This is a genomic window from Flavobacterium lacus, from assembly GCF_003268815.1.
GTDB lineage: Bacteria > Bacteroidota > Bacteroidia > Flavobacteriales > Flavobacteriaceae > Flavobacterium > Flavobacterium lacus.
In genome coordinates, this window is sequence record NZ_QLSV01000006.1 from 64,463 (window position 1) to 88,706 (window position 24,244).

At 33.5% G+C, this 24,244-nt stretch carries 21 protein-coding genes; 15 read left to right on the forward strand and 6 right to left on the reverse strand.

What is annotated here, in order from left to right:
- Nucleotides 1-35: 35 nt before the first annotated feature.
- Both B0I10_RS07480 and pbpC read left to right on the forward strand, forming a co-directional pair.
- Nucleotides 36-401 carry a hypothetical protein gene (locus B0I10_RS07480; RefSeq protein ID WP_112085888.1) on the forward strand — a complete coding sequence of 122 codons (366 nt, stop codon included), beginning with the start codon at nt 36-38 and terminating at the stop codon, nt 399-401.
- Nucleotides 402-488: 87 nt separating this feature from the next.
- Nucleotides 489-2,855, forward strand: a complete 2,367-nt coding sequence (gene pbpC, locus B0I10_RS07485) for a penicillin-binding protein 1C (RefSeq protein ID WP_245942959.1) — start codon at nt 489-491, stop codon at nt 2,853-2,855.
- Between the two features lie 36 nt (nt 2,856-2,891).
- Here pbpC and B0I10_RS07490 read toward each other — a convergent pair whose 3' ends face one another.
- The 4 genes from B0I10_RS07490 to B0I10_RS07505 form a co-directional block, all read right to left on the reverse strand.
- Entirely contained in the window at nt 2,892-5,987 is a 3,096-nt protein-coding gene (locus B0I10_RS07490) for a beta strand repeat-containing protein (protein WP_112085889.1), read from the reverse strand.
- A gap of 213 nt (nt 5,988-6,200) precedes the next feature.
- On the reverse strand, nt 6,201-7,151 hold the full coding sequence (locus B0I10_RS07495) for a T9SS C-terminal target domain-containing protein (RefSeq protein WP_245942960.1): 951 nt from the start codon (nt 7,149-7,151) through the stop codon (nt 6,201-6,203).
- 122 nt (nt 7,152-7,273) lie between these two features.
- A complete protein-coding gene (locus tag B0I10_RS07500) occupies nt 7,274-8,818 on the reverse strand; it encodes an Rne/Rng family ribonuclease (RefSeq protein WP_112085890.1) in 1,545 nt (514 codons plus the stop codon).
- 403 nt (nt 8,819-9,221) lie between these two features.
- Nucleotides 9,222-9,515: an HU family DNA-binding protein gene (locus B0I10_RS07505; RefSeq protein WP_112085891.1), complete on the reverse strand. Its 294-nt coding sequence runs from the start codon at nt 9,513-9,515 to the stop codon at nt 9,222-9,224.
- Between the two features lie 132 nt (nt 9,516-9,647).
- Between B0I10_RS07505 and mutY the strand changes: the two genes are divergently transcribed.
- The 12 genes from mutY to B0I10_RS07565 all read left to right on the forward strand — a co-directional run bounded on the left by mutY (nt 9,648) and on the right by B0I10_RS07565 (nt 21,715).
- Nucleotides 9,648-10,685, forward strand: a complete 1,038-nt coding sequence (mutY, locus tag B0I10_RS07510) for an A/G-specific adenine glycosylase (protein WP_112085892.1) — start codon at nt 9,648-9,650, stop codon at nt 10,683-10,685.
- 54 nt (nt 10,686-10,739) lie between these two features.
- Nucleotides 10,740-11,177 (forward strand): single-stranded DNA-binding protein, encoded by a 438-nt coding sequence (locus B0I10_RS07515; RefSeq protein WP_112085893.1) that lies wholly within the window; start codon nt 10,740-10,742, stop codon nt 11,175-11,177.
- 22 nt (nt 11,178-11,199) lie between these two features.
- Complete coding sequence (locus B0I10_RS07520) at nt 11,200-12,495, forward strand: gliding motility-associated protein GldE (protein WP_112085894.1); 1,296 nt, start codon at nt 11,200-11,202, stop codon at nt 12,493-12,495.
- Entirely contained in the window at nt 12,488-13,051 is a 564-nt protein-coding gene (gene gldD / locus B0I10_RS07525) for a gliding motility lipoprotein GldD (protein WP_112085895.1), read from the forward strand. The genes B0I10_RS07520 and gldD overlap by 8 nt, the downstream gene beginning before the upstream one ends.
- A 153-nt stretch (nt 13,052-13,204) precedes the next feature.
- Nucleotides 13,205-13,927, forward strand: a complete 723-nt coding sequence (locus B0I10_RS07530) for a GLPGLI family protein (protein ID WP_112085896.1) — start codon at nt 13,205-13,207, stop codon at nt 13,925-13,927.
- Nucleotides 13,928-13,996: 69 nt separating this feature from the next.
- Nucleotides 13,997-14,686, forward strand: coding sequence for a GLPGLI family protein (locus tag B0I10_RS07535; protein WP_112085897.1), 690 nt, complete (start codon nt 13,997-13,999; stop codon nt 14,684-14,686).
- Between the two features lie 518 nt (nt 14,687-15,204).
- On the forward strand, nt 15,205-15,948 hold the full coding sequence (locus B0I10_RS07540) for a GLPGLI family protein (protein ID WP_112085898.1): 744 nt from the start codon (nt 15,205-15,207) through the stop codon (nt 15,946-15,948).
- Nucleotides 15,949-15,955: 7 nt separating this feature from the next.
- Nucleotides 15,956-16,687: a GLPGLI family protein gene (locus B0I10_RS07545; protein ID WP_220086197.1), complete on the forward strand. Its 732-nt coding sequence runs from the start codon at nt 15,956-15,958 to the stop codon at nt 16,685-16,687.
- 18 nt (nt 16,688-16,705) lie between these two features.
- On the forward strand, nt 16,706-17,461 hold the full coding sequence (locus B0I10_RS07550; RefSeq protein WP_112085900.1) for a GLPGLI family protein: 756 nt from the start codon (nt 16,706-16,708) through the stop codon (nt 17,459-17,461).
- Nucleotides 17,462-17,883: 422 nt separating this feature from the next.
- Nucleotides 17,884-18,114 carry a hypothetical protein gene (locus B0I10_RS07555; RefSeq protein WP_112085901.1) on the forward strand — a complete coding sequence of 77 codons (231 nt, stop codon included), beginning with the start codon at nt 17,884-17,886 and terminating at the stop codon, nt 18,112-18,114.
- 65 nt (nt 18,115-18,179) lie between these two features.
- Nucleotides 18,180-18,875, forward strand: coding sequence for a GLPGLI family protein (locus tag B0I10_RS07560; RefSeq protein WP_112085902.1), 696 nt, complete (start codon nt 18,180-18,182; stop codon nt 18,873-18,875).
- Between the two features lie 194 nt (nt 18,876-19,069).
- Entirely contained in the window at nt 19,070-21,715 is a 2,646-nt protein-coding gene (locus B0I10_RS07565; protein WP_112085903.1) for a carboxypeptidase-like regulatory domain-containing protein, read from the forward strand.
- Between the two features lie 203 nt (nt 21,716-21,918).
- On the opposite strand, the gene B0I10_RS07570 is transcribed toward B0I10_RS07565, so the two are convergent.
- Nucleotides 21,919-22,392 carry an acyl-CoA thioesterase gene (locus tag B0I10_RS07570; RefSeq protein ID WP_112085904.1) on the reverse strand — a complete coding sequence of 158 codons (474 nt, stop codon included), beginning with the start codon at nt 22,390-22,392 and terminating at the stop codon, nt 21,919-21,921.
- 388 nt (nt 22,393-22,780) lie between these two features.
- Between B0I10_RS07570 and B0I10_RS07575 the strand changes: the two genes are divergently transcribed.
- Nucleotides 22,781-23,548: a M90 family metallopeptidase gene (locus tag B0I10_RS07575; RefSeq protein WP_112085905.1), complete on the forward strand. Its 768-nt coding sequence runs from the start codon at nt 22,781-22,783 to the stop codon at nt 23,546-23,548.
- 15 nt (nt 23,549-23,563) lie between these two features.
- Here B0I10_RS07575 and B0I10_RS07580 read toward each other — a convergent pair whose 3' ends face one another.
- Nucleotides 23,564-24,175 carry a hypothetical protein gene (locus B0I10_RS07580; protein ID WP_112085906.1) on the reverse strand — a complete coding sequence of 204 codons (612 nt, stop codon included), beginning with the start codon at nt 24,173-24,175 and terminating at the stop codon, nt 23,564-23,566.
- Between the last annotated feature and the right edge of the window lie 69 nt (nt 24,176-24,244).

Consider the following 24,244-nt stretch of genomic DNA (forward strand, 5'->3'; position numbering starts at 1 on the left):
CAGATTCTAAAGATGTCTAACTTTGAACTTAGTTTATGAAACAATATTATAAAGAATATAATTTTATTGATTGGACAAATCTCTATGTTGATATAAGAAGAGATATTCAGAATAATTGTTGGACTCCTTTTGAACCCAATATTGGAGAAAATACTCGCAAGTTAATTTTGGATGAATTCATCAGGTCAATAGGTGATGAATTTTATGTATGTGAGTTTGGATATTTTTCTCATTATGTAATTGGAATCAAATACATACCAAAAGATTCTAAAAAGAAAATTCCAAATGATTTTCATGGAATAATAATAAATAAAGGAAAAATTATCGAACAGATGGGTAATGATATAATTAAGGTTGGCTGGAGACACTCAGGAAAAGAATTAATAAAAATTATCAAATGACTTGGAAAAGCTCGCTAGCAGGTCTCAGAAGTCTCCAAACTTCGAATTTAATAATTTTGATAAACAACAAAAATTAGTTTTATCTCCGTGCTCAAACCCCACCTCCATAAAGCCAAAACCAAAATCAACCAACACAAAATCAAATCCATTTTGATTTTGCTCTTCTTGGTTGGTTATTATTTTTGCTTACCACAAACACTTTTTAACGATCCGTATTCCACCGTAATTGAAAGTAAAGAAGGCAATTTATTAGGAGCCAAAATTGCTCGGGATGGTCAATGGCGGTTTCCGGCTTCGGATAGTGTGCCGGAGAAATTTCAACAATGTATTATCACTTTTGAAGACCAACATTTTAACTATCATCCCGGTTTTAACCCGATTTCGATGTGGAATGCCTTTCGGCAAAACCGCAAAGCCAATCGCGTTGTTCGTGGCGGAAGTACATTAACTCAACAAGTCATTCGCCTTTCCCGAAAAGGAAAAAACAGAACGTATTTTGAAAAAGTCATTGAAGTGGTTTTGGCTACTCGCTTAGAACTTCGTCATTCGAAAAAAGAAATTTTAAAATTGTATGCGGCTCACGCTCCGTTTGGCAGCAACGTGGTGGGGTTAGAAATGGCGTCGTGGCGGTATTTCGGCGTGCAATCGCATCAGTTATCGTGGGCAGAAACGGCTACATTGGCTGTTTTACCGAATGCTCCAAGCCTAATTTATCCCGGAAAAAACCAAGAACGATTACTCGAAAAACGCAATCGTTTATTAGCAAAATTATATGAAAATGAAGTGTTAGATCAACTTTCATACGAAATGGCGTTGCAAGAACCGTTGCCACAAAAACCGTTTGACTTGCCGCAAATGGCTCCGCATTTATTACAAAAAACAGCTAAAAAACAGGAAGGTCAAAAAGTGAAAACCACCATCGATTTTGCCTTGCAAGAACGATTGAATCAAATAGCTCACAATTATTATTACCACTTCAAACAAAACGAAGTGTACAACTTAGCCATTTTGGTCGTGGAAGTTGAAACCCGAAATATTGTAGGCTATGTTGGAAATGCTCCCACCGATAAAAATCATCAAAAAGATGTTGATATTATTTCGGCACCACGAAGTTCAGGAAGTATTTTGAAACCGTTGCTTTTTGCCGGAATGTTAGATGAGGGTGAATTGTTGCCCAACACCTTAGTTCCTGATATTCCGACACAAATTTCAGGCTACACTCCGCAAAATTTTAATTTGACGTACGATGGAGCGGTTCCTGCTAGACGTGCTTTGTCACGTTCATTAAATATTCCATCTGTGTTAATGTTGCAGGATTTTGGCGTGTATCGGTTTTACGAACAATTGCAACAATATGGTTTTAGCACGATGAAAAAACATCCAAATCACTACGGATTATCACTCATTTTGGGTGGAGCAGAAACCAATTTATGGGATTTGTGTAAAACCTATTCCGGTCTGACAGGAACATTAAATCAATACCAAAAAAACAAATTTCAATACCGCAAAAATGAATTTTCGGAGTTGAATTATATGGTTGAAAATAAAATAGACTTCGGAAAATTATCCTATCAAAAAAATATTGTGGGAGCCGGTTCGGTTTATCTTACTTACGAAGCGATGAAGGAAGTGAACCGTCCCGAAGGCGATGAAGCGTGGCGTTTTTATGATTCCTCGCTTCCCATTGCTTGGAAAACAGGAACTAGTTTTGGGAATCGTGATGCGTGGGCTGTCGGAACAAGTTCAAAATATGTAGTCGGAATTTGGGTCGGAAATGCTACAGGAGAAGGTCGCCCAACATTAACCGGTGTAACAAGTGCTGCACCCATTTTATTTGATGTATTTAATTTATTACCACGAAGCAATTGGTTTGAAAAACCATTGAACAATATGCAAGAAGCCGAAGTTTGTGCCAAAAGCGGTTTTTTGGCTTCAGAAAATTGTCCGAAAAACAAACAATGGATTCCGGTTTCGGCCAAACAAACAGAACAATGCAACTATCATAAATTAGTTCATTTGGATAAAACAGAGCAATTTCGGGTAAACAGCAATTGTGAAAATGTGGATGAAATGATAACTAAATCCTGGTTTGTTTTACCTCCTGTGATGGAATGGTATTACAAAAGTAAAAACATGGATTACTGGATTTTGCCGCCTTTCCGTCAAGATTGTGAGGACAATCAAACTCCTTTTATGGACTTTATTTATCCGAAAACAAATAGTAAAATTTACTTAACCAAAAATTTTGACAGTGAAGTGCAACCGGTCATTTTAAAAGTGGCTCATTCGCAACCCAACATCAAACTGTATTGGTATGTGAACAATACGTATTTGGGCATCACTCAAAACTTTCACGAAATGCCTATGCAAGCCAATTCAGGTGTTCATTATATTACTGTGGTGGATGAAAATGGGGGAGAGATTAAACGGAAAGTGGAAGTGGAGCGGGATTAAAATAAAAAAAACCGCCTCAAATGAGACGGTCTTAGGTTATTCATTTTCCACTACTTTTTCTTTATCTGTTCGCTGTGGTTCTTTTTTTGCTTGTCGATTACTTTTTCCTTTGTTTTCCTCTAAACGGATGTTTTCGGATTGTTCTTTTATTGAAGAAGAATTAACCGGTTGAATATTGTTTTGGTGATAAATGCCTTTTTCTTTGGATTGATTAAATAATTCCGGCATCAAATACTTTCCGCTATCATTCGAATCTTTGTTTATTTCCACGGCTCGTTTTTCAGGGAATTGCCGCAAGTAAGCATCGTTGCGTTCTGCATACACTTGCCACGATATTTTCTGGTTAGGAAGTCCGCCGGCGATTTTGAATTGGTTGTTGTTTATTTCTTCTTGGATAAACACCTCAGATTTTGCTCCAATTGATGTTAGATTATAGGAGAAATTAGTGTTTATTGCTTCAAAATAATTGGGTAGAGTAACAATTGCTTCGCCATTGATATCTAAAATAACGTTTCCACGGTACACATTTAGTACTTCATTTGATTCTAAGGCAAAGTGACGCAAATATTTGTTTGCAGGATCAGTTGGGTGGTCTATATAAAAAGGTTTTACTCCTGAAGCTCCCATATCGCCGTTAGCAAAAACAGCAAAACCAGCTGAACCGGCAGGAGTTTGGCCTACAACGCCATCGCCGGTTAAACTTGTATTAATCCCGACAATAGCAGTTCCTGTTGAGGAGTTTTGTCCTTGTACACCTACGCCGGTACCGGTATTGAATCCAATAACTCCAATTCCGGTTGTTACACTTTGTCCTTGCACACCAACACCCGTGCCTGAGTTTAAACCAAAAACACCAATGCCGGTTGAAGCACTTTGACCTTCCACACCGCGACCAGTTCCGGTATTGTTTCCTAAAACACCATTTCCTGTACCATTATTGAAACCGAAAACACCTATTCCAGTTGTAACACTTTGACCTCTTACGCCGACACCTGTTCCTGAATTTTCACCCCAAACACCGTTTCCTGTGCCGGTATTTGTTCCAATTACGCCTGTTGCGGTTGTTGCACTTTGGCCTCGCACCCCAAACGCATTTGCACCGGTTGTGCTCCCAAAAACACCAATTCCGGTTGCATTATCATTAAATCCCCAAACACCGTATCGATTTGCTACCGTAGATTCTCCAATTACTCCATCGCCACCAGTGTTGTTTGCAAACCCATAGACTCCGGTTCCGTTTGTACCTGTTGCTTGTCCAAAAAGACCACTACCAAGATTTCCTGATGAGTTACCAATCGCACCTATACCATTTGCGCCATTACTTGTTCCATAAGAACCAGCACCATTTGCAACGTTTGCCACGCCAAAAAGTCCAGCACCTACAGCACCGGCTGTTTCGCCGTAAACACCTACACCAGTACTTGTGTTGACACCACCTACGCCTACACCATTAGCATTAGTTGTTAAACCGTAAACCCCTTCGCCTGTGCCTGTGTTTTGGCCGTATACTGCAGAACCTGTACCTGCCGCATTACCATCAATTGCGTCATTATTTCCGGTAGCTAAGCTGTAAAATGTAGATGTTGCAAAACTAGTTGCTGAATTTACAATTACTTGGCCAGAAGCATTGATTCTTAATCTTCCTAATGAATTTGTTGAAAAACCTAAAATATTTGCACCAATTCGGTACATCCCCATGGTTGATCCTGAGGCCACATTCCAAGAGTAAGTTGGTTGTGCAGCATCTCCGTCATTGTAACTTCTTAGCCTACCATTATTTGTGAAATTAAAGCGTTCCGCATTGTTTGTTCGCACTCTAAAATCTATATTGTCAGTCGTTCCTATAAAATTTGTTCCGGCTACAGTTCCGGCATTACCGGTTGTTAGCCATGCAAAACCGTTAAGAGCGGCAGAAGGCGATTGAAAACTCAGAGCACCAACAGCATTGTATTGCAGAATTTGATTTGCTACAGTTGCTGGTCTGGCTGTTGGAAAAGAATAACCTGTTACTGTTGGATTGCCAATTTGGAATTGACTGTTTGTACGTAATATTTTTGCTCCAGTTGTAAAATCACCATAGATTAAAGCATTATCAGCATTAGCGTTGGAATTCTCTATGTATAAACGATTGCTCCCAGTTTCAAAATAACCAGCTTGATTTCCAATAGCTACATTGCTACTTCCGGTTGTGTTGCTGTAAAGTGCTTGAAATCCAATTGCTGTGTTGTTTGACCCGGTTGTGTTGTCTCTACTGGATTGAACTCCAAATGCACTATTTCTTTGACCAGTTGAATTAGTAAATAAACTGTTTACTCCTACAGAGGAATTTTCAAAGCCTGTTGAATTGTTAATTAAGGAAGATCTTCCAACGGCGGTGTTAAAATCGCCCGAAGAGTTATCTCTTAATGCAAGATAACCAAGGGCAGTATTTGAACTTCCTGTTGAATTGGTTGTCATAGCATTTCTCCCTACAGAAGTATTTTGATTTCCTATTGTATTACTGAATAAAGTACCTGCACCCATAGCAACATTCTCTCCACCGGTTGTATTAGAAACTAAAGTGTTTTCTCCAATCGCAGTGTTTCTTGTCCCGGTTGTGTTTGCATTTAATACATTAGCTCCAATAGCAGTATTTCTTGTTCCTGTTGTTGCTGCATTTAAGGAATTTAAACCAAATGAAGTATTGTCTGTGCCTAGTCTTCCCGCTCTCAAATTATTTCTTCTGAATATTAAATCAGTATTGTCAGTTGTACCCAAAAAATTAGTGCTGGAAGAAGTTCCACTATTGCCAACTAAAGACCAATCTGTACTTAACCCAGCGGCAATTTTTTCCCAAATGGTTCCATTGAAAAAGTAAAAACCTACAGAAGTTACATTAACAGTTGTTCCGGAAGCGGTTCCACTTGCTATTTCATCAATATAAACTAAAGTAGATGTTGGCGTACCGGTCATTATTTGAGCCCTTTGTCTTGAAATTCTTGGAATAAGAATTCCATCAACGTTTGTTGAAGGTCCGGTTGGGTTAGTTGCTGTAACATCTAAAGTTGCATTAGGAGTGGTCGTTCCAACTCCAACTTGAGCAGTTGACAAAAAACAATTTACAATTAAAAAAAGAAGTAGAATTTTTTTCATAGACAATCTTATTAAGATTAATAACAAAATAATTGATAAACAGGTAGTTATGTTGTTTTTGGCTATGCTTGGTATTCAAAAGCAAAGGTAAATGTTTTTTTAAGAATTGATAGTATTCTTGGGATAAAAGAAAGGATAAATTGAATTAATTTTACAAAATAGTAAAAAATATACATTTTATTTTGATAATATAGTTTAACATCATTTGGTGAATTAATTCTGTACCAGCGAAAAATAATGCAGTTGTTGTTCAATTGTGCCAATTACTTTTCTGGAAAAACGTTCGTTAGTTAAATAAAAATCAATTCCGTTGGTTGTACTGATGGCTTCAATTTGATGAAAAGGTAATTTGAGTTTTATTTTTCGCTGATTAGCTTTTTCAAAATTAAAAGCGTTTAAATCAGTAATTAAATACATAAAAGGCTTCAGTTTTTTGTTGTGACCACAAAGAGCGATGAGGTTTTTCTCTTCTACAAAAGTAGCTCCGGTAATTAAGCCTTTTACTTTCAAGGTTATAATGTATTCTGCAACATAATTTCCAGGTGTTTTCGGCAAACGATACACAGTAGACTTTTTGTTTTTCCATTGTTTGGTAAACAAAATCAATTCATTTTCTGTGGCGATAAAAGCTTCGCAATCAAAGTCGGTTCTGTTGCTTTTTTGTTTGGAAAAATAAGTTTGTTCTGGGTAAGAAAAAGTTATCGTTTCTATTTTTGGATTATCAAATAAGGAATCTTTTGCAATTTTATAAATGGTTAAATCACTTCGGTTTCCGCTCGCATTATTCCCAAAATCGCCCAAATAAAAATGGGTTTTGTCTTGTGTGAGTTCTTCCCAATCTTTGTTTTTAACGCCGCTTAATTTTATCTTTTTTGTGATAGCACCCTTTTTATCCAATTGATAAAGATGTAAATCTGTGTCGTCATTATGTGTGTAAAGATGACTTTCCCATTCCACCAAACCTGAAGTTTCGTTGAGCGTGTCGCTTAAAATAACAGAAGTAAATTTCTTTATTTTTAATCGTTTATAACAACAATGTCCATCATTTTCAATTGCATTTGCATCGTAATTTCTAGCCAAAACATCTGTGCAACCCGATTGAGCTGAAGTTGTATTTTGGTAAATTATCCAAAAAATAATAATAATTAGTAATTGAAATTTCATCAAAAGTTGCAAAAATAAGTTTCAAAATTAGTGCAATTCGCATAATTCGTGGCGAAACCGAATAAACAAATTTATAGAAAATAAGCAAAAAAAAACGCCTACCAAAAGGCAGACGTTTGTTTTTATTCTTTTATTACATTACCTTCTTTATCATAAAATTGGTATTGTAAAAACGTGTAAGCATCACGAGGTATAATTTTCACCCATTTTTTATGTTCAAAAAACCATTTTGAACGTAATGATGGAAAACCTTTGGTTAGGTATGCGGCCACAAAAGGATGGGCATTAAGCACCAATTTTTTGTGATTTTTTAGTCGTTCAACATCGAGATTGATTTTGTCGATAACTTGAATTGGAGCGTCAATTTCTCCATTTTCGTTGTTAGGGTCTTCTTCTCTTGTTTTAATGTTAACTTCCGGTCTTACGCGTTGTCGCGTGATTTGGATTAATCCAAACTTACTTGGCGGTAAGATTTTGTGTTTTGCTTTGTCATCACTCATTTCCTCTCGCAAGAAATCAAAAAGGACTTTACGGTTTTCGGGATTTTGCATATCGATAAAATCGACAACAATAATTCCGCCCATGTCTCGCAAACGCAATTGTCTGGCAACTTCTGCTGCGGCAATCATGTTTACTTCTAAGGCTGTGTCTTCTTGATTTTGAGCTTTATTGGAACGATTTCCACTATTCACATCGATGACATGAAGAGCTTCCGTGTGTTCAATAATCAAATAAGCTCCTTTACTCATCGATACCGTTTTGCCGAAAGAGGTTTTTATTTGTCTTTCGATATGGTATTTTTCAAAGATGGGTAACTCTTTTGATTGGTACAATTTGACAATGTTGACTTTTGAAGGATCAATTTCTTCAATTGATTCTTTGGTTTGCTCAAACAACTCTTCATCGTCTATATAAATTCCGGTAAAGGAATCATTAAACACGTCTCTCAGTATTGATGAAGCTCTGTTCATTTCACTTAATACTTTTGACGGATGATGAGCTGTTGGTAATTTTTTACACATGGCAGTCCATTTACTGAGTAAATTCTGCATGTCTTGGTCTAGTTCGGCTATTTTTTTGCCTTCTGCTACTGTGCGAACAATAACACCAAATCCTTTTGGTTTGATCGATTGTACAAGTTTCTTTAAACGGTCTTTTTCTTCTTTCGATTCTATTTTTTGAGAAACAGAAACGCGGTCAGAAAAGGGAACCAGAACAATATATCTTCCTGCCAAGGAAAGCTCGGAGCTAATTCTTGGACCTTTGGTTGAAATAGGTTCTTTAACGATTTGTACTAAAACCGACTGGTTGGCACTCAACACATCTGTGATGGTACCGTCTTTGTCGATTTCTTTTTCAAACTGAAAGTTTTTAAGGGAGAAATCTTTTTGTTTACCTGTGCTTACAAGTTTTGTGAATTTCAACATCGAAGATAAGTTGGGTCCTAGATCGTGGTAGTGTAAAAAGGCATCTTTTTCAAAGCCTAAATTTACAAAAGCCGCATTAAGCCCCGGAACCGGTTTTCTGATTTTGGCAATAAAAATATCACCCACTTGAAAGCCGCTCTTTTGCTCCTCTTCTTTGTGTAATTCTACTAGTTTTCCATCTTTTAATAAGGCAAAATCTACAGCTTCAGAACCTGACCTGATGATCAATTCTTTATTCACGGTGTAAATTTTTATCTATACCTTTTAGTTTGGTGATGGGTGATGGGTAATGGGTGATGGGTTGCGGATAATTAGTGAAAAAAGAATTGCAAAACACAATTAATTCAACTCCAATTACCTTTTACCAATTACCAATTGCCTTTTACCATCTTAAAAAACCGAATTGTACAGATGGATTAAACAATATTTTAAACAGGTAGTTTGTACCCGGTGAAACAGTTATTGTTTTTTACTGTTTCATTTCAAAGAACTTCTTGTAAAAGAAAAAAGTAGTTTAGAACTACTTTTTCTTTTTGTGACGGTTAGCTCTCGCTCTTTTCTTACGTTTGTGCGTTGCTACCTTATGTCTTTTTCTCTTTTTTCCACTTGGCATAGTGTGATCTTTTTGGTATTAATAAATGAGTTATACTGCTACTTCAGTGTTGGTTTTCACACCTTCTACAAATACTTTTGCAGGTTTGAATGCCGGAATGTTGTGAGCAGGAATTTTGATTGTTGTGTTTTTTGAAATGTTTCTTCCTGTTTTTTCAGCTCTTGTTTTGATGATAAAACTTCCAAAACCTCTTAGGTAAACATTGTCTCCAGTTTCTAATGAGTTTTTAACTTCTTCCATAAAAGACTCTACTGTTGCTTGAACATCTCCTTTTTCAAGTCCTAATTTTTCTGAAATCTTCGCTACGATATCTGCTTTCGTCATTTTCTTGCGTATTTAATTTTATGTGTAAATTTTTGAGAGTGCAAATATACAAATTAAAAAAACAAATATTCAAGCATAATTGATTAAAATTTAATTACATAAACTTATACTTTTGTTAACCAATTCAAATTTATGACTTTTTCTAATCGGCTTATTCAATGGTATTTAGAAAACAAACGCGATTTACCATGGCGAAACACCACAAATCCTTACAAAATATGGCTCTCGGAAATCATTTTGCAACAAACGCGGGTGGCTCAAGGTTTACCTTATTATGAACGATTTATCGAAACTTTTCCAACCGTTTTTGATTTAGCAAATGCATCTGAAGAACAAGTTTTGAAACTTTGGCAAGGATTAGGCTATTATTCAAGAGGGAGAAATTTGCATAAAACAGCACAAATTATTGTATTTGAACGAAACGGAACATTTCCAAAAACGTATCTTGAGTTATTAACATTAAAAGGAATTGGAACTTACACGGCTGCCGCGATTGCCTCGTTTAGTCAAAAAGAAGTTGTTCCCGTTGTGGATGGAAATGTATTTCGGGTCTTGGCTCGTTATTTTGATGTGGAAACTGATATTTCATCGGCTACAGCCAAAAAAGAATTTACGGCTTTGGCCAATGAACTTATTGATAATAAGCAACCGGATTTGTTTAATCAAGCCTTGATGGAATTTGGAGCCTTGCAATGTGTTCCAAAAAGCCCAAATTGTTCGATGTGTGTTTTTAATGATAGTTGTGCGGCATTACAAAAGAATAAAGTGGCTTTGCTTCCTGTAAAATTAAAAAAAACGAAAGTAACCGAACGCTTTTTTAATTATTTGGTTTTTGAAGACGATAAAAGTCATTCCCTAATTCAACAAAGAACTGCAAAAGGAATTTGGCATAATTTATATGAATTTCCGTTGATTGAATCGGAACATGAACTCAATGAAAAAGAATTAACTAGACAAGTTTCTATCGCCTCTTTTCTTACAAATAAATTAATTTCCATTAAAGCCTATGATGAAAAAAGTGTTGTACACATCTTATCACATCAACGACTGAAAATCAGGTTTTGGGAACTAAAAGTGGAAGGAAAAATTGAAAAAGGAATCTCCAAAGATGCCCTTAGAGCACTTCCATTCCCAATTGTAATTTTTAATTTTATTGAAAAGAATTTCTAAACTGTTATTAAATTTGTAACTTTGATATAATCCAAAAAACAACTCAAGAATATTATGAATGGAACTTTAAATAAAGTGATGTTAATAGGTCACTTAGGCGACGACGTAAAAATGCACTATTTTGATGGTGGAAATTGCATTGGCAGATTTCCATTGGCAACCAACGAAGTTTATATCAACAAAACAACCAACGAAAAATTAACTTCAACGGAATGGCATAATTTGGTGGTGCGAAACAAAGCTGCTGAAATTTGCGAAAAATACCTTTCAAAAGGAGATAAAATTTATGTGGAAGGAAGGATTAAGTCCAGACAATGGCAGGCCGAAGACGGTCAGACCAAATACACTACTGAAATTCAAGTCACTGAGTTTACTTTTTTAACAACTAAAAAAGAAACGGAATTGAATAAACAAAATCAGGATTCAAATAAAAACACTAATTTTGACAACCAAAGCGGAAGAAATTCAGACAATGATGACCTGCCGTATTAATGTTTAACCAATTTTTAAAAATTTGGACGCAGACCCCGCGAGTTTTCTGGAATTAGTCAATACAAGTTTACTCTTTGGAGTAATTAGTATTATTGTTTTATTGTTTTTTTCTGCAATGGTTTCCGGTTCGGAAGTGGCTCTTTTCTCGCTTTCTCAAAAAAACATTGAGGAAGCCATTGAGCAAAATGAAACCAAGGGAAACTTAATTTCCGACTTATTAAAAAGACCTAAAAAATTGTTGGCTACCTTATTGATAGTCAACAATTTTATTAATATTGGCATAGTAATCATCTTTTCGTTTATCAAAAATGATTTGTTGGGAACTATTTATCCCGATTGGTTGCAGTTTACTATTGAAGTTGGTGTGGTTACCTTTTTAATCTTACTCTTCGGTGAAATTTTACCCAAAGTATATGCCAATCGAAACAATATCAAATTCGCCAAAATGGTGGCACGGCCGATTCATATTCTCAATGTGCTTTTGTCGCCCATCAACATGCCGATGCGAGCCGTAACCATTTATTTTGAAAATAAATTAGGCAAACAAAAGACAAATATTTCCGTTAATCAATTGTCGCAGGCGTTGGAATTAACTTCTTCGGAAGACACCACTGACGAAGAACAAAAAATTCTGGAAGGCATTGTTTCCTTTGGAAATACCGATACGAGTCAGGTGATGAGTCCGCGAATTGATGTCTTTGCTCTTGAAATTGATGAATCGTTTAAAGAAATTTTACCTAAAATTTTAGACAAAGGTTATTCCAGAATTCCTGTGTACCGAGACAATATTGATCAGGTGGAAGGCGTTTTGTATGTCAAAGATTTGTTGCCACACATTGACAAAACCGATTTTAATTGGATAACCTTACTACGGGATCCGTTTTTTGTGCCTGAAAATAAAAAGTTAGACAATTTATTGAAAGATTTTCAAGGGATGAAAAACCATTTGGCCATTGTGGTGGATGAATATGGCGGCACATCCGGAGTGATAACTTTAGAAGATATTATCGAAGAAATTGTGGGCGATATCAGCGATGAATTTGACGATGAGAACATCAACTATTCACAAATAGACGACAAGAATTTTTTATTTGAAGGGAAAATAAACCTGAAAGATTTTTACAGAATTGTAGATGTTGATGAAGATTTATTTGAAGATAAAAAAGGTGAAGCTGAAACCTTAGCCGGATTTATTTTAGAAATTATCGGAACATTTCCTAAAAAAGGACAAAAAATCAGTTTTGATATATGTTTGTTTACCATTGAATCGGTAGACAAAAAACGAGTAAAACAAATTAAAGTTACTTTAGATGCGTAAATCGATTGTATATTTCGGGTTGCTATTTTCTTTTTCATTGGTGATAGGGTGCAAAGAGGATGTTTTGCCAAAACCTTCTGCTCAATTGCGATTGGATTATGAAATGGCCAATTACATGCAGTTTGATAGTCCGTGTGATTTTAACTTTGATCATAACACTGCTACGAAAGTGAATGTGAAAGACAATTGCGATGTCACGATTCAGTACCCAAAAATGAAAGCTACGGTTTATCTCACGTATCGAAAAGTGGATAACAACATTGATGAGTTATTGAAAGAGGCACAAAAACTCACCTACGAGCATGTGATTAAAGCCGATGACATTGTGGAAACGCCTTTTATCAACACGAAAGATAAAGTCTACGGCATGTTTTATCAAGTAGGAGGAAATGCCGCTACTAATACGCAATTTTACTTAACCGACAGCATTCAACACTTTGTAAATGGCTCGGTTTATTTTTATGCCAAACCTAATTTTGATTCCATCATGCCGGCGGCAAGTTACATTAAGGATGATATGCAAACGCTGATGGAGACGATGCGGTGGAAGAAATGATGTTGTGATTGGTTGATGTCCATTACATTGTAAATTCTATAGACATTCGGCCTTTTTGTAGCGGGTTGAATTTTATGTAGAAAGCTGCAGCTGGAACATCTACTCTTACTTTTGAAAAAAAAATCAACTTTAGATTATTGAAGATAGTAATAAATGAAAAAAATTAGCTACCTGTTTTATTTAAGTTTTTTATCGCTTTCAGCACAAATAAACTTAGATGTTATATATCGAGTAGAGTTCGTTTTTGAAGAAAAAGAGATGAAAAACGATTATGTTTCTCCATTGATTGAAATGGCAAAAGAAGCGGAAAAGCAGATGAAATTTACATTGAATTATTCAGATGGAAGATCAAAGTTTTATAAAAACAATCAAGGTATAAAGAGTGAAGGTTTAGAAATAGCATCTGTTTTTGCAGATGCGGATAATATATTTTATTCGGATTTTAAAACTAAAGAAAACTATACTGAGATTTCACAAAATGATATGTTTAAAAAGAATGAATTTATCGTAAAGGATGAAACTGTAACAAATTGGACCATCGTTGATAGTGTCAAAGTAATCGGTGACTTAAAATGTAATTATGCTTTTACTATTCTCAATAAAGATAACATAGGAACAAACAAAGATGTTCTTGTTGAAGCTTGGTTTACCCCGGAATTACCTGTTTCAGCAGGGCCAAAAGGATTTGGTAATTTACCTGGTTTAATCATACAGCTAAAAGTTAATAAAACAGTATTTATTGCAGAAAAAATTGATGAATTAACAAAAAAACGCACTATTCTTTTACCTGAAAAAGGCGAAATAATAACGAATGAAAAATACTTGTCGATTTTACGCGAAAGAACATTAAAAATTCAATCTAGTCGAAGAGAATAATAAAAATATGTTTCTTACGATTATATATTAAAATAGAAACATTACAATCGTGTATTTTAGCCAAAAACCATGAATTATTATTATATAGTATTAGTGTCAATTTTCTCATTATCAAATGTATTTTCTCAAAGTAAATCAGGTTTTGTAGAATACAAAGTAGTATTTGGTTCCGATGAAATTTTGGAAACATTAGATAAGAAAATGGTCGAGGAATTTAAGAATGAGACAGAGGCGGAACAGTATTTATTAGAATTCAATGAAAAAGAATATGTCTTTTATCTAAAAGATAAGATGACAATTGATTCAAAAAAAAGTTCAAAAAAAACGTTCTATTACAAAGAAAAGGATTCACTTTATAGTATAAGACCGGTAGAAGATGATACTTTTGGAAAGTTTATGGTAAAAGAACAAAAAAACACGAATTGGGAATTACATAATGAAACCAAAATGATAGGTGAATTTTTATGCTACAAAGCCACTTCTTATTATATTGCCGACAGAGGAGCGTATGGCGTTTTTAAATTTCCAATCATAGCTTGGTATACGCCACAAATACCATTATCATACGGGCCATTAACCTATGGTGGATTACCGGGTATGATTTTAGAATTGCAAGAACGAAATATAACTTACGGAGCAACGATAATTAAGTTTACATCTTTAGGAACTACTTCAAGATTAGCAAAACCTAATCGAAAAGATAAGATGATAACTTTGGAAGAGTATCATAAAATGATTCAAGCGTATTATAAAAAGTAAAAAAACTGTTTATTCATTAAAAAGATTATTGTTTTTTTATATTTTAAAAAACCCTTAACATATTCTGTATAAAAAGTGCCTTTCTTGTTAGTGAAAAGTTAAATTAGTTAGAAAAATTTTTGATTGCGATTTTTCTTTTTGCAATTTTATCATTGTTAAGTAAAATAGTTGGTTTAACGCTAAATTCAGAAAAATGAAATCGAAGATTCACGAACACCTAAAAACAAAAAAATCTCGTAAGTAAAAATTTATGATTAGTGCTATCGCGATGATGGCATTTTCGGAGAGTAGTTTGGGGAATACTATTCAAGTTAATAAACTTTTAGTTGAAAATGTTCACGTTCTTTAAAATTAGGAGTCATTGTAAATAATCACGAAACTTGCTATAATGAGCGAGTTACAGCTTATAATAATGCAATACAAGGAGGTGCAACTCATGAGCAAGCTTCAGCAATTGGATATCAAACTTATTTTAGTTGTATGAGAAACACATCACTAGATTAAATTAATAAGCAATAATGATTGTAATATATAAACAATTTTTCACTGTAGTTTTTTGGCTAATTAGCACTATTCTTTTTAGCCAGAATTCTATTAAAATCAATTATAATGTTGTAATTGATAAAGATGATATCTATGAAAAAGGTGTCGAGAAGCGAGGTATATCAGATATTAATAATGAACTCTATCTAGAGTCTTTACAAGAGTATAATGATTATTCATTTGCTCTGTTAAAAAATGATTCGACTACCGTTTTTTATTTAGAAACTTATAAAAATAAGTCTGCGGATAAAAATAAATATTTTATAATGGCCGGCTATACAGGTGTTATTTATCAGACAAAGAATCGGGTTTATAGTTTTAATTCCTATGAAAATGTATTTTCTTATAAAGATTTTTACTCCGATTGGGAAATTACTACAGAGAAAAAAATAATTGACGGTTACACATGTTATCTTGCAAAAGGAATAAAGTTGATAAAACACAAAGATTTGGTTTTTAGACATCCAATTCATGCGTGGTTCTGTCCGGAGTTACCTTATTCTGTTGGTCCAATGGGCTATGGAGGTCTACCTGGATTAATTCTTGAAATCAGAATAAGAAATGCTACTTTTTTGGCCTCAAAAGTTGAGATGAATTCAACGGAAGCAATTGATTTTGATTTTTTAAATAAACATAAAAAAATTACGCTAGAGGAATTGAATATGAAAATAGAGCAAGAGATGGACGATGCAATACGAAGTAGACGGTTTAAAAATTGAATATACGATGAAATTTAAAATTATTTTAGTTGTTTTATTCTTTCAAAACATTTACTCGCAAATAAATAATGGCGAAGTGACCTATAAAGTAACTTTCCCAATCGATGAGCAAATTGAAAAAATCGAAAAATTCAAAAAAAAATTTAATGAAATTAGAGAAGGAACATTATTGTTAACGATGAAGCTCTATTTTACAAAAGATGAATCGAACTTCACTGTTATGGAATACAGTGGGCTTGATAATAAAAAATGGCTTTTTGCAAAGTCCGTAGCATTAGCAAACTATCCTATTTACTCAAATCGAATAGACAAAACAGTATTGTTTACTACCTTTCAAAAGAACAGTCCATTATTCAAAGATAATGAGTTTTTGGTACAGTATAATTTTGATGATTGGGAACTGATAGATGAGCAAAAAACAATTGATAATTTTATTTGTAATAAAGCCATTTCCAAAAAAGAAAAAATAGTTAACGGTAGAAAAATTGTTTATACTAACATAGCTTGGTATTGCCCTCAAATTCCGGTTAGTTTTGGTCCAAAAGGCTATGGTGGTTTGCCTGGGTTGATATTAGAACTTAATGAAAATAATAAAATAATCTATCATGCGTCGGCATTTGACTTAAATAAGCTTTCTGAAAAAATAACTAAACCAAACAAAGGAGAAACAATATCTTTAGAAAAATATAATGAATTGTATAATGAAAGAAATGCTAAGTTAATGATGCAACGAGAATGATTTTTGTTTTTTTATGATATGAAAATTTTTTTATTTTTAATAAGTTTATTTAATTTACTAGTAGTTTTTTCTCAGGAAAAGAAATTTACTATTAAATATACTTTGTTCTTTGCTGAGCAAGATGATTCAGGCAGTAGTGAATATAAAAAAATTATGGCAGGTGTTTACAAAAAGAGTGGCCAAGTTAATTTTAATCTTTATGTAAAAGATTCATTGTCCTATTTTATTGCCGAAGATGGCATTGATAACTCTAATTTGTCATATCAATTAGCTTTAACAAAACCACTATATAGCATGCCTTTATTTACAAATTTCAATAAAAAAGAAATTGTTTATAAAAACAGTCCCAATTTTATTTTTTTTGACAAAGATCAATTCCTCATTAAAAGAGATTTTATTTCTAATTGGGAAATTCAATCAGAAACTAAAGTAATTGACGATAAGTTGTGCTATAAGGCTGTTTCAAAAGGAAATAATTACTATCATAGCAAAGGTAAGTTGATTAATTTTGATGTTACCGCTTGGTTTTGTCCTGAAATTCCGGTAAATGCTGGTCCGGTTTACTTTAATAATTTACCGGGTTTAATACTCGAAATTTCATACTTGGATGTTAAATTGGTTGCCACCTCAATTAAATTTGATGTTGATGAAAAACTAATTAAACAACCTACGGGAAAAGAGACTGTTAGTTATGAAGAATTTAATAAATTAAAGGAAGAAATGCTTGAAGAAAAAACAAAACAAATGAATGAACAAATGCGTACTAAAGAATAGCTTTATTTAATTTTAATGTTGAAACATTTATTTATATTTTTTTTACTTTTAAATACTCTAGTAAGTTTTTCTCAATCACTCACAGGAACAGTTTCCGATACCCTGAACAATACCCTTAAAAGTGAAAACGTAATAGTCAAACCTCTCTACAAAGTTTTTTCATAAATGTAAGACTGTGATGTATCATAAAAAAAGCAACTGTATCCTATTTTAAAAAATCTATTACTATTTTTTTAATTCCAACTAATTGATATAGTGAAATTTAAATATTTAACAAAACCCTTAACATATTCTGTATAAAAAGTGCCTTTCTTGTTAATGAAAAGTTAAAATAGCAAGAAAAATTTTTGATTCCATTTTTTTTTTTTTTCAATTTTATCTCGGTTAACCAAAAAATTAGTTTTAACTTTAAATTTTAAAAAATGAAAAAATTTATGTTTAGTGCTTTCGCAATAATGGCGTTTTCGGTGGGTTCGATGGCGAATGATGTCGAAGTGAAAGAATTAACTACCCCTAATTGTGAAGCTGAGGCTCAAGCTGTTTATAATTTAGAAATAGAAAACGGAGCATCTCATTATCAAGCCTACTTCAGGTCTAGAATGCAATGGATTGAATGTGTCGATGCTGTTGGAATAAATACTAGTATTGATTAACCTAAATTCTTAACGTCCTAAAAGTAAATAGCTTATTTACTTTTAGGACATTTTTTAACATTATTATGAAAATTATACTATTAATAATACTGATATCGAATTCTCTTTTTTCTCAAATAATTGAAAAAAAAGGTAAAATAATTTATGAAATTACTATTGCTCAAGAAGATTACATGAAAAAAAACCAAAACGTTTTAAAAAATTATCAAAGAGCTGTCGAGAGTACAAAAAATATAGAATTTACACTTACTATAGATGGTATTAATTCACATTTTGAAGTTAGTAAAAATCTTCAACTAGATAAATACGGATATGGGTATGCTTTATCTTACGCCAATTATATGGGTGAAATTTATCAAGATAGTATTTCTGTTTTTACAAAAATAGATAGCCATATAGGAAAATTAATTATAAAAAAACCACCAAAAAAAAATTGGAAAATCCTAGATGAGCAAAAAGTGATTGATGGTTATATTTGTTATAAGGCCACAAATGAATATATCGTTGAAAATGGTGTTGGGATATTTACACATCCAGTAATTGCATGGTTTTGTCCTCAATTACCTTTTCCTTTTGGCCCCAATGGATACGGTAATTTACCTGGATTGATTTTAGAGCTACAAGAACGAAATGTGGTATATGGTGTAAAAAAAATAATTTTTGATTTAAATGAAGATATAAAGTTTGACTTCAAAGAATACAAAGTAATGAATGAAGAAGAATTCCAAATTTATTTAAATAACATTAGTAAAAAAAATTAAGAAGTAGCATTAATAACATTATTAAAAAATAAGTGTTAAAATTATTTCCTTTAAATTAAAAAAATTTTAAAAATGATTAAACTAAATTTATGCCTCTCTTTATCTTAAGATCTTAATTAAGTGTCGATAACTTGTAAAATTAATCTTATACTTTTATTATGTGCTTAATTTAGTGACAACTTTTAAATTCAATTATGATAAAGTTTTTATTTTTTTTATTTTTTTTATTTAATAATGCGTATTCGCAAACGCTTACAGGGAAAGTTACCGATTCATTAGACAATCCCCTTGAGAGTGCCAATGTTATCGCAAAACCATTACAACAAAACGCATCCATAAAATTTGCAATCGCAGATAATAAAGGGAGATACAAACTTGAATTAGAAAAAGACGTTCGTTATGAAATTCGTGTTTCCTACATCGGTTTTGTTGAAGAAACTTTCATCTATGAACCAAATTCTGAAATAAAAACTTATGATTTCAAACTCAAACCAACCGGAATTGATTTAAAAGAAGTAATCATTAATCATAAATACGAACCCATTGTCATCAAAAAAGATACGTTGGTGTATGATGTCAAAGCATTCACTACCGGAAACGAAAGAAAACTCAAAGACCAGCTCGAAAAACTGCCCGGTGTGGAGGTAGATAAAGATGGCGGCGTAACCGTGCAAGGAAAAAGAGTCACTAAGTTTTTAGTAGAAAACAAATCCTTTTTTGGTGGTGGAACCAAATTAGGTGTCGAAAACATTCCCGCCGATGCTGTGGATAAAGTGGAAGTCATCGACAATTTCAACGAAGTAGGTTTCCTCAAACAAGTTTCCGATTCCGAAGACTTGGCGATGAACATCAAACTGAAAGAAGATAAAAAGAAATTTGTTTTTGGCGATGTCGAGGCTGGTGCCGGAAACGATTCCTATCATCTATTGCACGCCGCTTTGTTTTATTATTCCCCCAAAACCAATTTGAGTTTTATTGGCGACATTAACAACATTGGTAAACAAACCTTTACTTTTCAAGATTTAATGCGTTTTCAAGGCGGAGTAAGTAGCTTTATTTCCGGCAGAAAATCGTTGACCAATCTCTATTCTTTTACCTCAGAAAACAAAGATGTGGTAGAAAATAAATCACAGTTTGCAGCACTGAATTTTAGTCACGAACTTTCAACAAAGTTGGATGTTTCCGGTTTTGCTCTTTTTTCAAAATTGTTTACGGCAACACAAAATGAAACAGCGTTAGAATACCTTCAAACTGAAACACTCGAAACCCGAACACAAAATGGCAACAACCGCTCTTTGTTAGGTCTTGGAAATGTAAAACTGGATTATACGCCAAACAAAGACGAAAAATGGTATTACAATGCACAATACCAATCGAGTGCAAATGATGCTTTTTCGTTACTCAATTCGGTATCATTAAACAATCAAAATACATTTGAGACTTTACGGGAAGCCGATAATTCTTCGGTAAAACAATATACAGAATGGCATAAATCCATTTCTAAAAATCATACCACAACTTTAGTAGTGAATCACGCTTATGAAAATAATGTTCCTCAAAATCAATGGTTAACCAATCAACCCTTTTTAGCCGGACTAATTCCGTTGGAAGAAGATGAAAATTATCAAATTGCTCAATTAAAAAAGGTAAAATCCAATTCAGTTGATGCCTTATTTAAACATTATTGGATTTTGAATAATTTCAACCACATTTATACGAATGTTGGAAATAATTTTGGAACCACTGCTTTGCAAACTTCCGAAAGACAATTTTTATCCAACGGAACGATTAATGATTTTGCCGAAAATGGTTTCGGAAATGACATCGATTACCGTTTGAATGATGCTTTTGTCGGAATTGAATATAAATTCAAAATTGGAAAATGGACGAATAAACCCGGCATTTACGGACATTGGTATCAATTGAAAACCAAACAATTTGAGCAAGATGTAATGCATTCTACTTTTTTACTTCAACCGCAGTTTAATAGCGAATACGAATTTAATCAATCGGAATCGTTGCGATTTAATTACCGATTAGTCAATCAATTTCCGGAAGCTTCACAGTTAGCAGAACGATTCACTTTACAAAGTTATAATTCCGTTTTTCGAGGAAATGCTTTGTTGAATAATGAACGCTACCATTCGGCAATGCTGAATTATTCTAAAATGAGTATGTACCGTGGTTTGATGGTCAATGCTTTTGCGAATTGGAATAAGAAAGTAAGAACCCTACGAAACACCGTTGAATTAGACGGGATCAATCAGTTTACGATGCCAATTTTAACCGATAATCCAGAAACCAATTTCAGAGTAGGTGGTTCGGTGAGTAAAAAAATCTATCGTTTCAATCTTCGCTTAAACACATCTCTTTCATGGTTTGATTACATTCAGGAAGTCAACGGAATCGAAACGGCTAATTCTAGAAACAATCAAAATATCGGAGTCGAACTTCGAACGGCACACAAAAGTTGGCCATTTGTAAAAGTTGGTTTTACCAAAGGTTTCAACACATTTAGCGGAATCACTTCTTCCAAATTTGAAACCAATCAGTTTTCGGCAGAAATTGATCATGAAATCATCAAAAACATTTCCTTTAAAGCCGATTATGAAGCATTTACCAATTTGAATTTCACCAATCCAAATACCTTTTTTGAAATTGCCAACGCTTCAGTAACTTATCAAAAGAAAAACAGTCCGTTTGGGTTTGAATTCATGGTTTCCAATCTTTTAAACAATCAAACGATAAACCAAAACAGTTTTTCAGATTTTTTAATTAGTGAGCAAACTACGTTTATTTTACCTCGAATTTTTCAGTTTGTAGTGCGGTATAAATTGTAAGTTGGTCAATGTGTCTATTTGGCAATGAGTTAATTATTTTACCAAACTGCCATTCAAATAGTCTTACTATATTGGTGTAAACACTTTTGCACTCGCGTTTTTACACGAATACTTTCTCACTTTAGATAAAATTATCCGTTCATGACAACGCTTCTTTTGTTTACACTATTCATCGGTTTTGCCATTTTTTTGGATACAATAATTTACTTAATAAATGCTTGCATCTCATTCTCGATATTCACGCGAAGTTGTTTCAATTTTATGGCATACGCTTCTAATTGCTTTTCATGATCGGATGTAGGAACCCATTTTTTTACTTGAAGTGGTTTTCCATCGCTATCAACCGACACAAAAACAATGACACAATGCGTTTTTTTTGTAAATGAGTCTTCGTTGAGTTTTCGTGAGTACACATCAATAGCAATATGAATACTTGTTTGTCCGGTGAAAATAATGTACGCGTCAATTTTCACCAAATCACCAATGTTAATGGGTTTATAAAAACGAATTCCGCCCACATAAACTGTCACACAGTAAGTTTCAGACCATGTTCGTGCACACGTGTAAGCCGTTTGGTCAATCCATTTCATAACAGAACCACCATGAACCTTACCACCAAAATTCACGTCGGTTGGTTCGCTGATAAATTGAAAGGTAATTTTGTGTGTTTGTTTCATGGATTAAGGATTTAGTAATTTTGTAAAATAAAGTAGAACTATTGTAAAGGTAAGCAATTTAACTTTTTAGTTTTCAAAGGATATTGATGCGGCGATGGATTAAGTGTCTAAATATACTGTGTCGCAATTTTAGCATAAAAAAGAGGAGAAAATTTTACTATTAGGGTGCTAACGATAATTCATTAGTGCAGTTATCAATGCTTCGAGGTCGGAAAATCACCGAAGAGCAATGGATATAATTTGTAAGTTGGTCAATCAGTCAATGTGACAATGAGGCACTTATTTTTACCAAACTGCCATTCAAATAATCTTACTATATTTGTGTAAATGCAGTTCTACTTGTAATTTTACAATACTACTTTCTCACTTTAAATAAGATCATCCGTTTATGACAACCGCCCTTGTATTTTTACTTTTAATAGGTTTTGCTATTTATGCGATTAATACCAATCAAAAAAAGAAAGTAGAACAATTTCCACCCAAGTGGCATAATTTACTTTTGAAGCATGTGGCATTCTACGACGATTTATCGCCGGAAGAGCAAAAACGTTTTCAAAACCGAATGATGACATTTTTAAGTGAAGCCCACTTGGAAAGCGTTGGTTTTGAATTGAATGATTTAGACAAAGTATATATTGCTTCCAGTGCCGTAATTCCGGTTTTTAATTTTCCCGAATGGCATTACCGAAATTTAAGCACGGTATTGGTCTATCCCGATCATTTTAACGAAGACTTAGGTTTTGCTCAAAACGATAAAGACCGTAAAATTGGCGGTTTGGTTGGCACCGGACGTTTTGAAAACCAAATGATTCTCTCCCGAAAAGCCTTGCACGAAGGTTTTTCGCCGCATTCGCCAAAACACAATACGGGTATTCACGAATTTGTGCATTTGATTGATAAGCTCGATGGCAGTACCGATGGCGTTCCGGAAGTGTTGATGCAAAAGCCCTACGTCATTCCGTGGCTTAAAATTATTCATGAAAAAATGGAGGAAATCAATAACAATGAATCCGATATCAGACATTATGGTGGGACTAACCAAGCCGAATTTCTCGCCGTAGCCGCCGAATACTTTTTTGAAAAACCTGAGCTAATGAAAAAGAAACATCCCGATTTGTATCAAATGTTGGCGGTTTGTTTTCAGGGGAATAAGTAGATTGTTTTAATCGGTTTATCTATTATAGTCAGCAATTACTTTTAAAATATCTTCGTATGTATATTCTTTATTTTTTATTTTTTTTACAATAGTTTCATTATCATAAAAATATGTGCTTCCATATAATTTGAAATCTGAATTTTTATTTGCTTGTCCAAAGTTTTCATGAATTAAAGTAGCGGCTTCTTCACCGTCTCGAATGCAATAATAGCTTATGCCAGTTAAATTCATTGCTTGCCAACCACTTGCAGAATTTATTGTTGACGACCAATCTAAAGTTCCGATATACAGATTTACTTTTCCTTTTACAGTTTGTAACATCATTCGTTTATTTTTCTGTATTTTTTTTCCGGAAAAGTTAAATACTTTTAAGTTGTGATATTCTATTTTAGCACCATTTATAATCACTTCCAATTTGTCAATCTTTTGTAGTTCAACTTTTTCTTTTTTCTCATTTGTTTTTAATACAATAAATTTAGATCCAGATTTCACGGGTAATTCTAATTTCCCACTTTTTGTTATTCCGTCTTCCAAATAGATGACACAAGTTTCTTCATTTTTGAATTTTTTGTCTTTATCAATAGTAAAGAATGATAATATGCTGAAAAATAATACTACTAGTTTCATTTTTTTAATTTCTTTTACTTTTCTACAGCCGTTTTAAATAAAGGTGTATACGCTCAAATAATTGTATCA

What these genes read in the sequence shown, in the direction of transcription:
- B0I10_RS07480 (WP_112085888.1), top strand. Translation starts at nt 36, where the DNA reads ATGAAACAATATTATAAAGAATATAATTTTATTGATTGGACAAATCTC.
- B0I10_RS07490 (WP_112085889.1), bottom strand. Translation starts at nt 5,987, where the DNA reads ATGAAAAAAATTCTACTTCTTTTTTTAATTGTAAATTGTTTTTTGTCA.
- B0I10_RS07495 (WP_245942960.1), bottom strand. Translation starts at nt 7,151, where the DNA reads ATGAAATTTCAATTACTAATTATTATTATTTTTTGGATAATTTACCAA.
- B0I10_RS07505 (WP_112085891.1), bottom strand. Translation starts at nt 9,515, where the DNA reads ATGACGAAAGCAGATATCGTAGCGAAGATTTCAGAAAAATTAGGACTT.
- mutY (WP_112085892.1), top strand. Translation starts at nt 9,648, where the DNA reads ATGACTTTTTCTAATCGGCTTATTCAATGGTATTTAGAAAACAAACGC.
- B0I10_RS07515 (WP_112085893.1), top strand. Translation starts at nt 10,740, where the DNA reads ATGAATGGAACTTTAAATAAAGTGATGTTAATAGGTCACTTAGGCGAC.
- gldD (WP_112085895.1), top strand. Translation starts at nt 12,488, where the DNA reads ATGCGTAAATCGATTGTATATTTCGGGTTGCTATTTTCTTTTTCATTG.
- B0I10_RS07530 (WP_112085896.1), top strand. Translation starts at nt 13,205, where the DNA reads ATGAAAAAAATTAGCTACCTGTTTTATTTAAGTTTTTTATCGCTTTCA.
- B0I10_RS07535 (WP_112085897.1), top strand. Translation starts at nt 13,997, where the DNA reads ATGAATTATTATTATATAGTATTAGTGTCAATTTTCTCATTATCAAAT.
- B0I10_RS07540 (WP_112085898.1), top strand. Translation starts at nt 15,205, where the DNA reads ATGATTGTAATATATAAACAATTTTTCACTGTAGTTTTTTGGCTAATT.
- B0I10_RS07545 (WP_220086197.1), top strand. Translation starts at nt 15,956, where the DNA reads ATGAAATTTAAAATTATTTTAGTTGTTTTATTCTTTCAAAACATTTAC.
- B0I10_RS07550 (WP_112085900.1), top strand. Translation starts at nt 16,706, where the DNA reads ATGAAAATTTTTTTATTTTTAATAAGTTTATTTAATTTACTAGTAGTT.
- B0I10_RS07555 (WP_112085901.1), top strand. Translation starts at nt 17,884, where the DNA reads ATGAAAAAATTTATGTTTAGTGCTTTCGCAATAATGGCGTTTTCGGTG.
- B0I10_RS07560 (WP_112085902.1), top strand. Translation starts at nt 18,180, where the DNA reads ATGAAAATTATACTATTAATAATACTGATATCGAATTCTCTTTTTTCT.
- B0I10_RS07565 (WP_112085903.1), top strand. Translation starts at nt 19,070, where the DNA reads ATGATAAAGTTTTTATTTTTTTTATTTTTTTTATTTAATAATGCGTAT.
- B0I10_RS07570 (WP_112085904.1), bottom strand. Translation starts at nt 22,392, where the DNA reads ATGAAACAAACACACAAAATTACCTTTCAATTTATCAGCGAACCAACC.
- B0I10_RS07575 (WP_112085905.1), top strand. Translation starts at nt 22,781, where the DNA reads ATGACAACCGCCCTTGTATTTTTACTTTTAATAGGTTTTGCTATTTAT.
- B0I10_RS07580 (WP_112085906.1), bottom strand. Translation starts at nt 24,175, where the DNA reads ATGAAACTAGTAGTATTATTTTTCAGCATATTATCATTCTTTACTATT.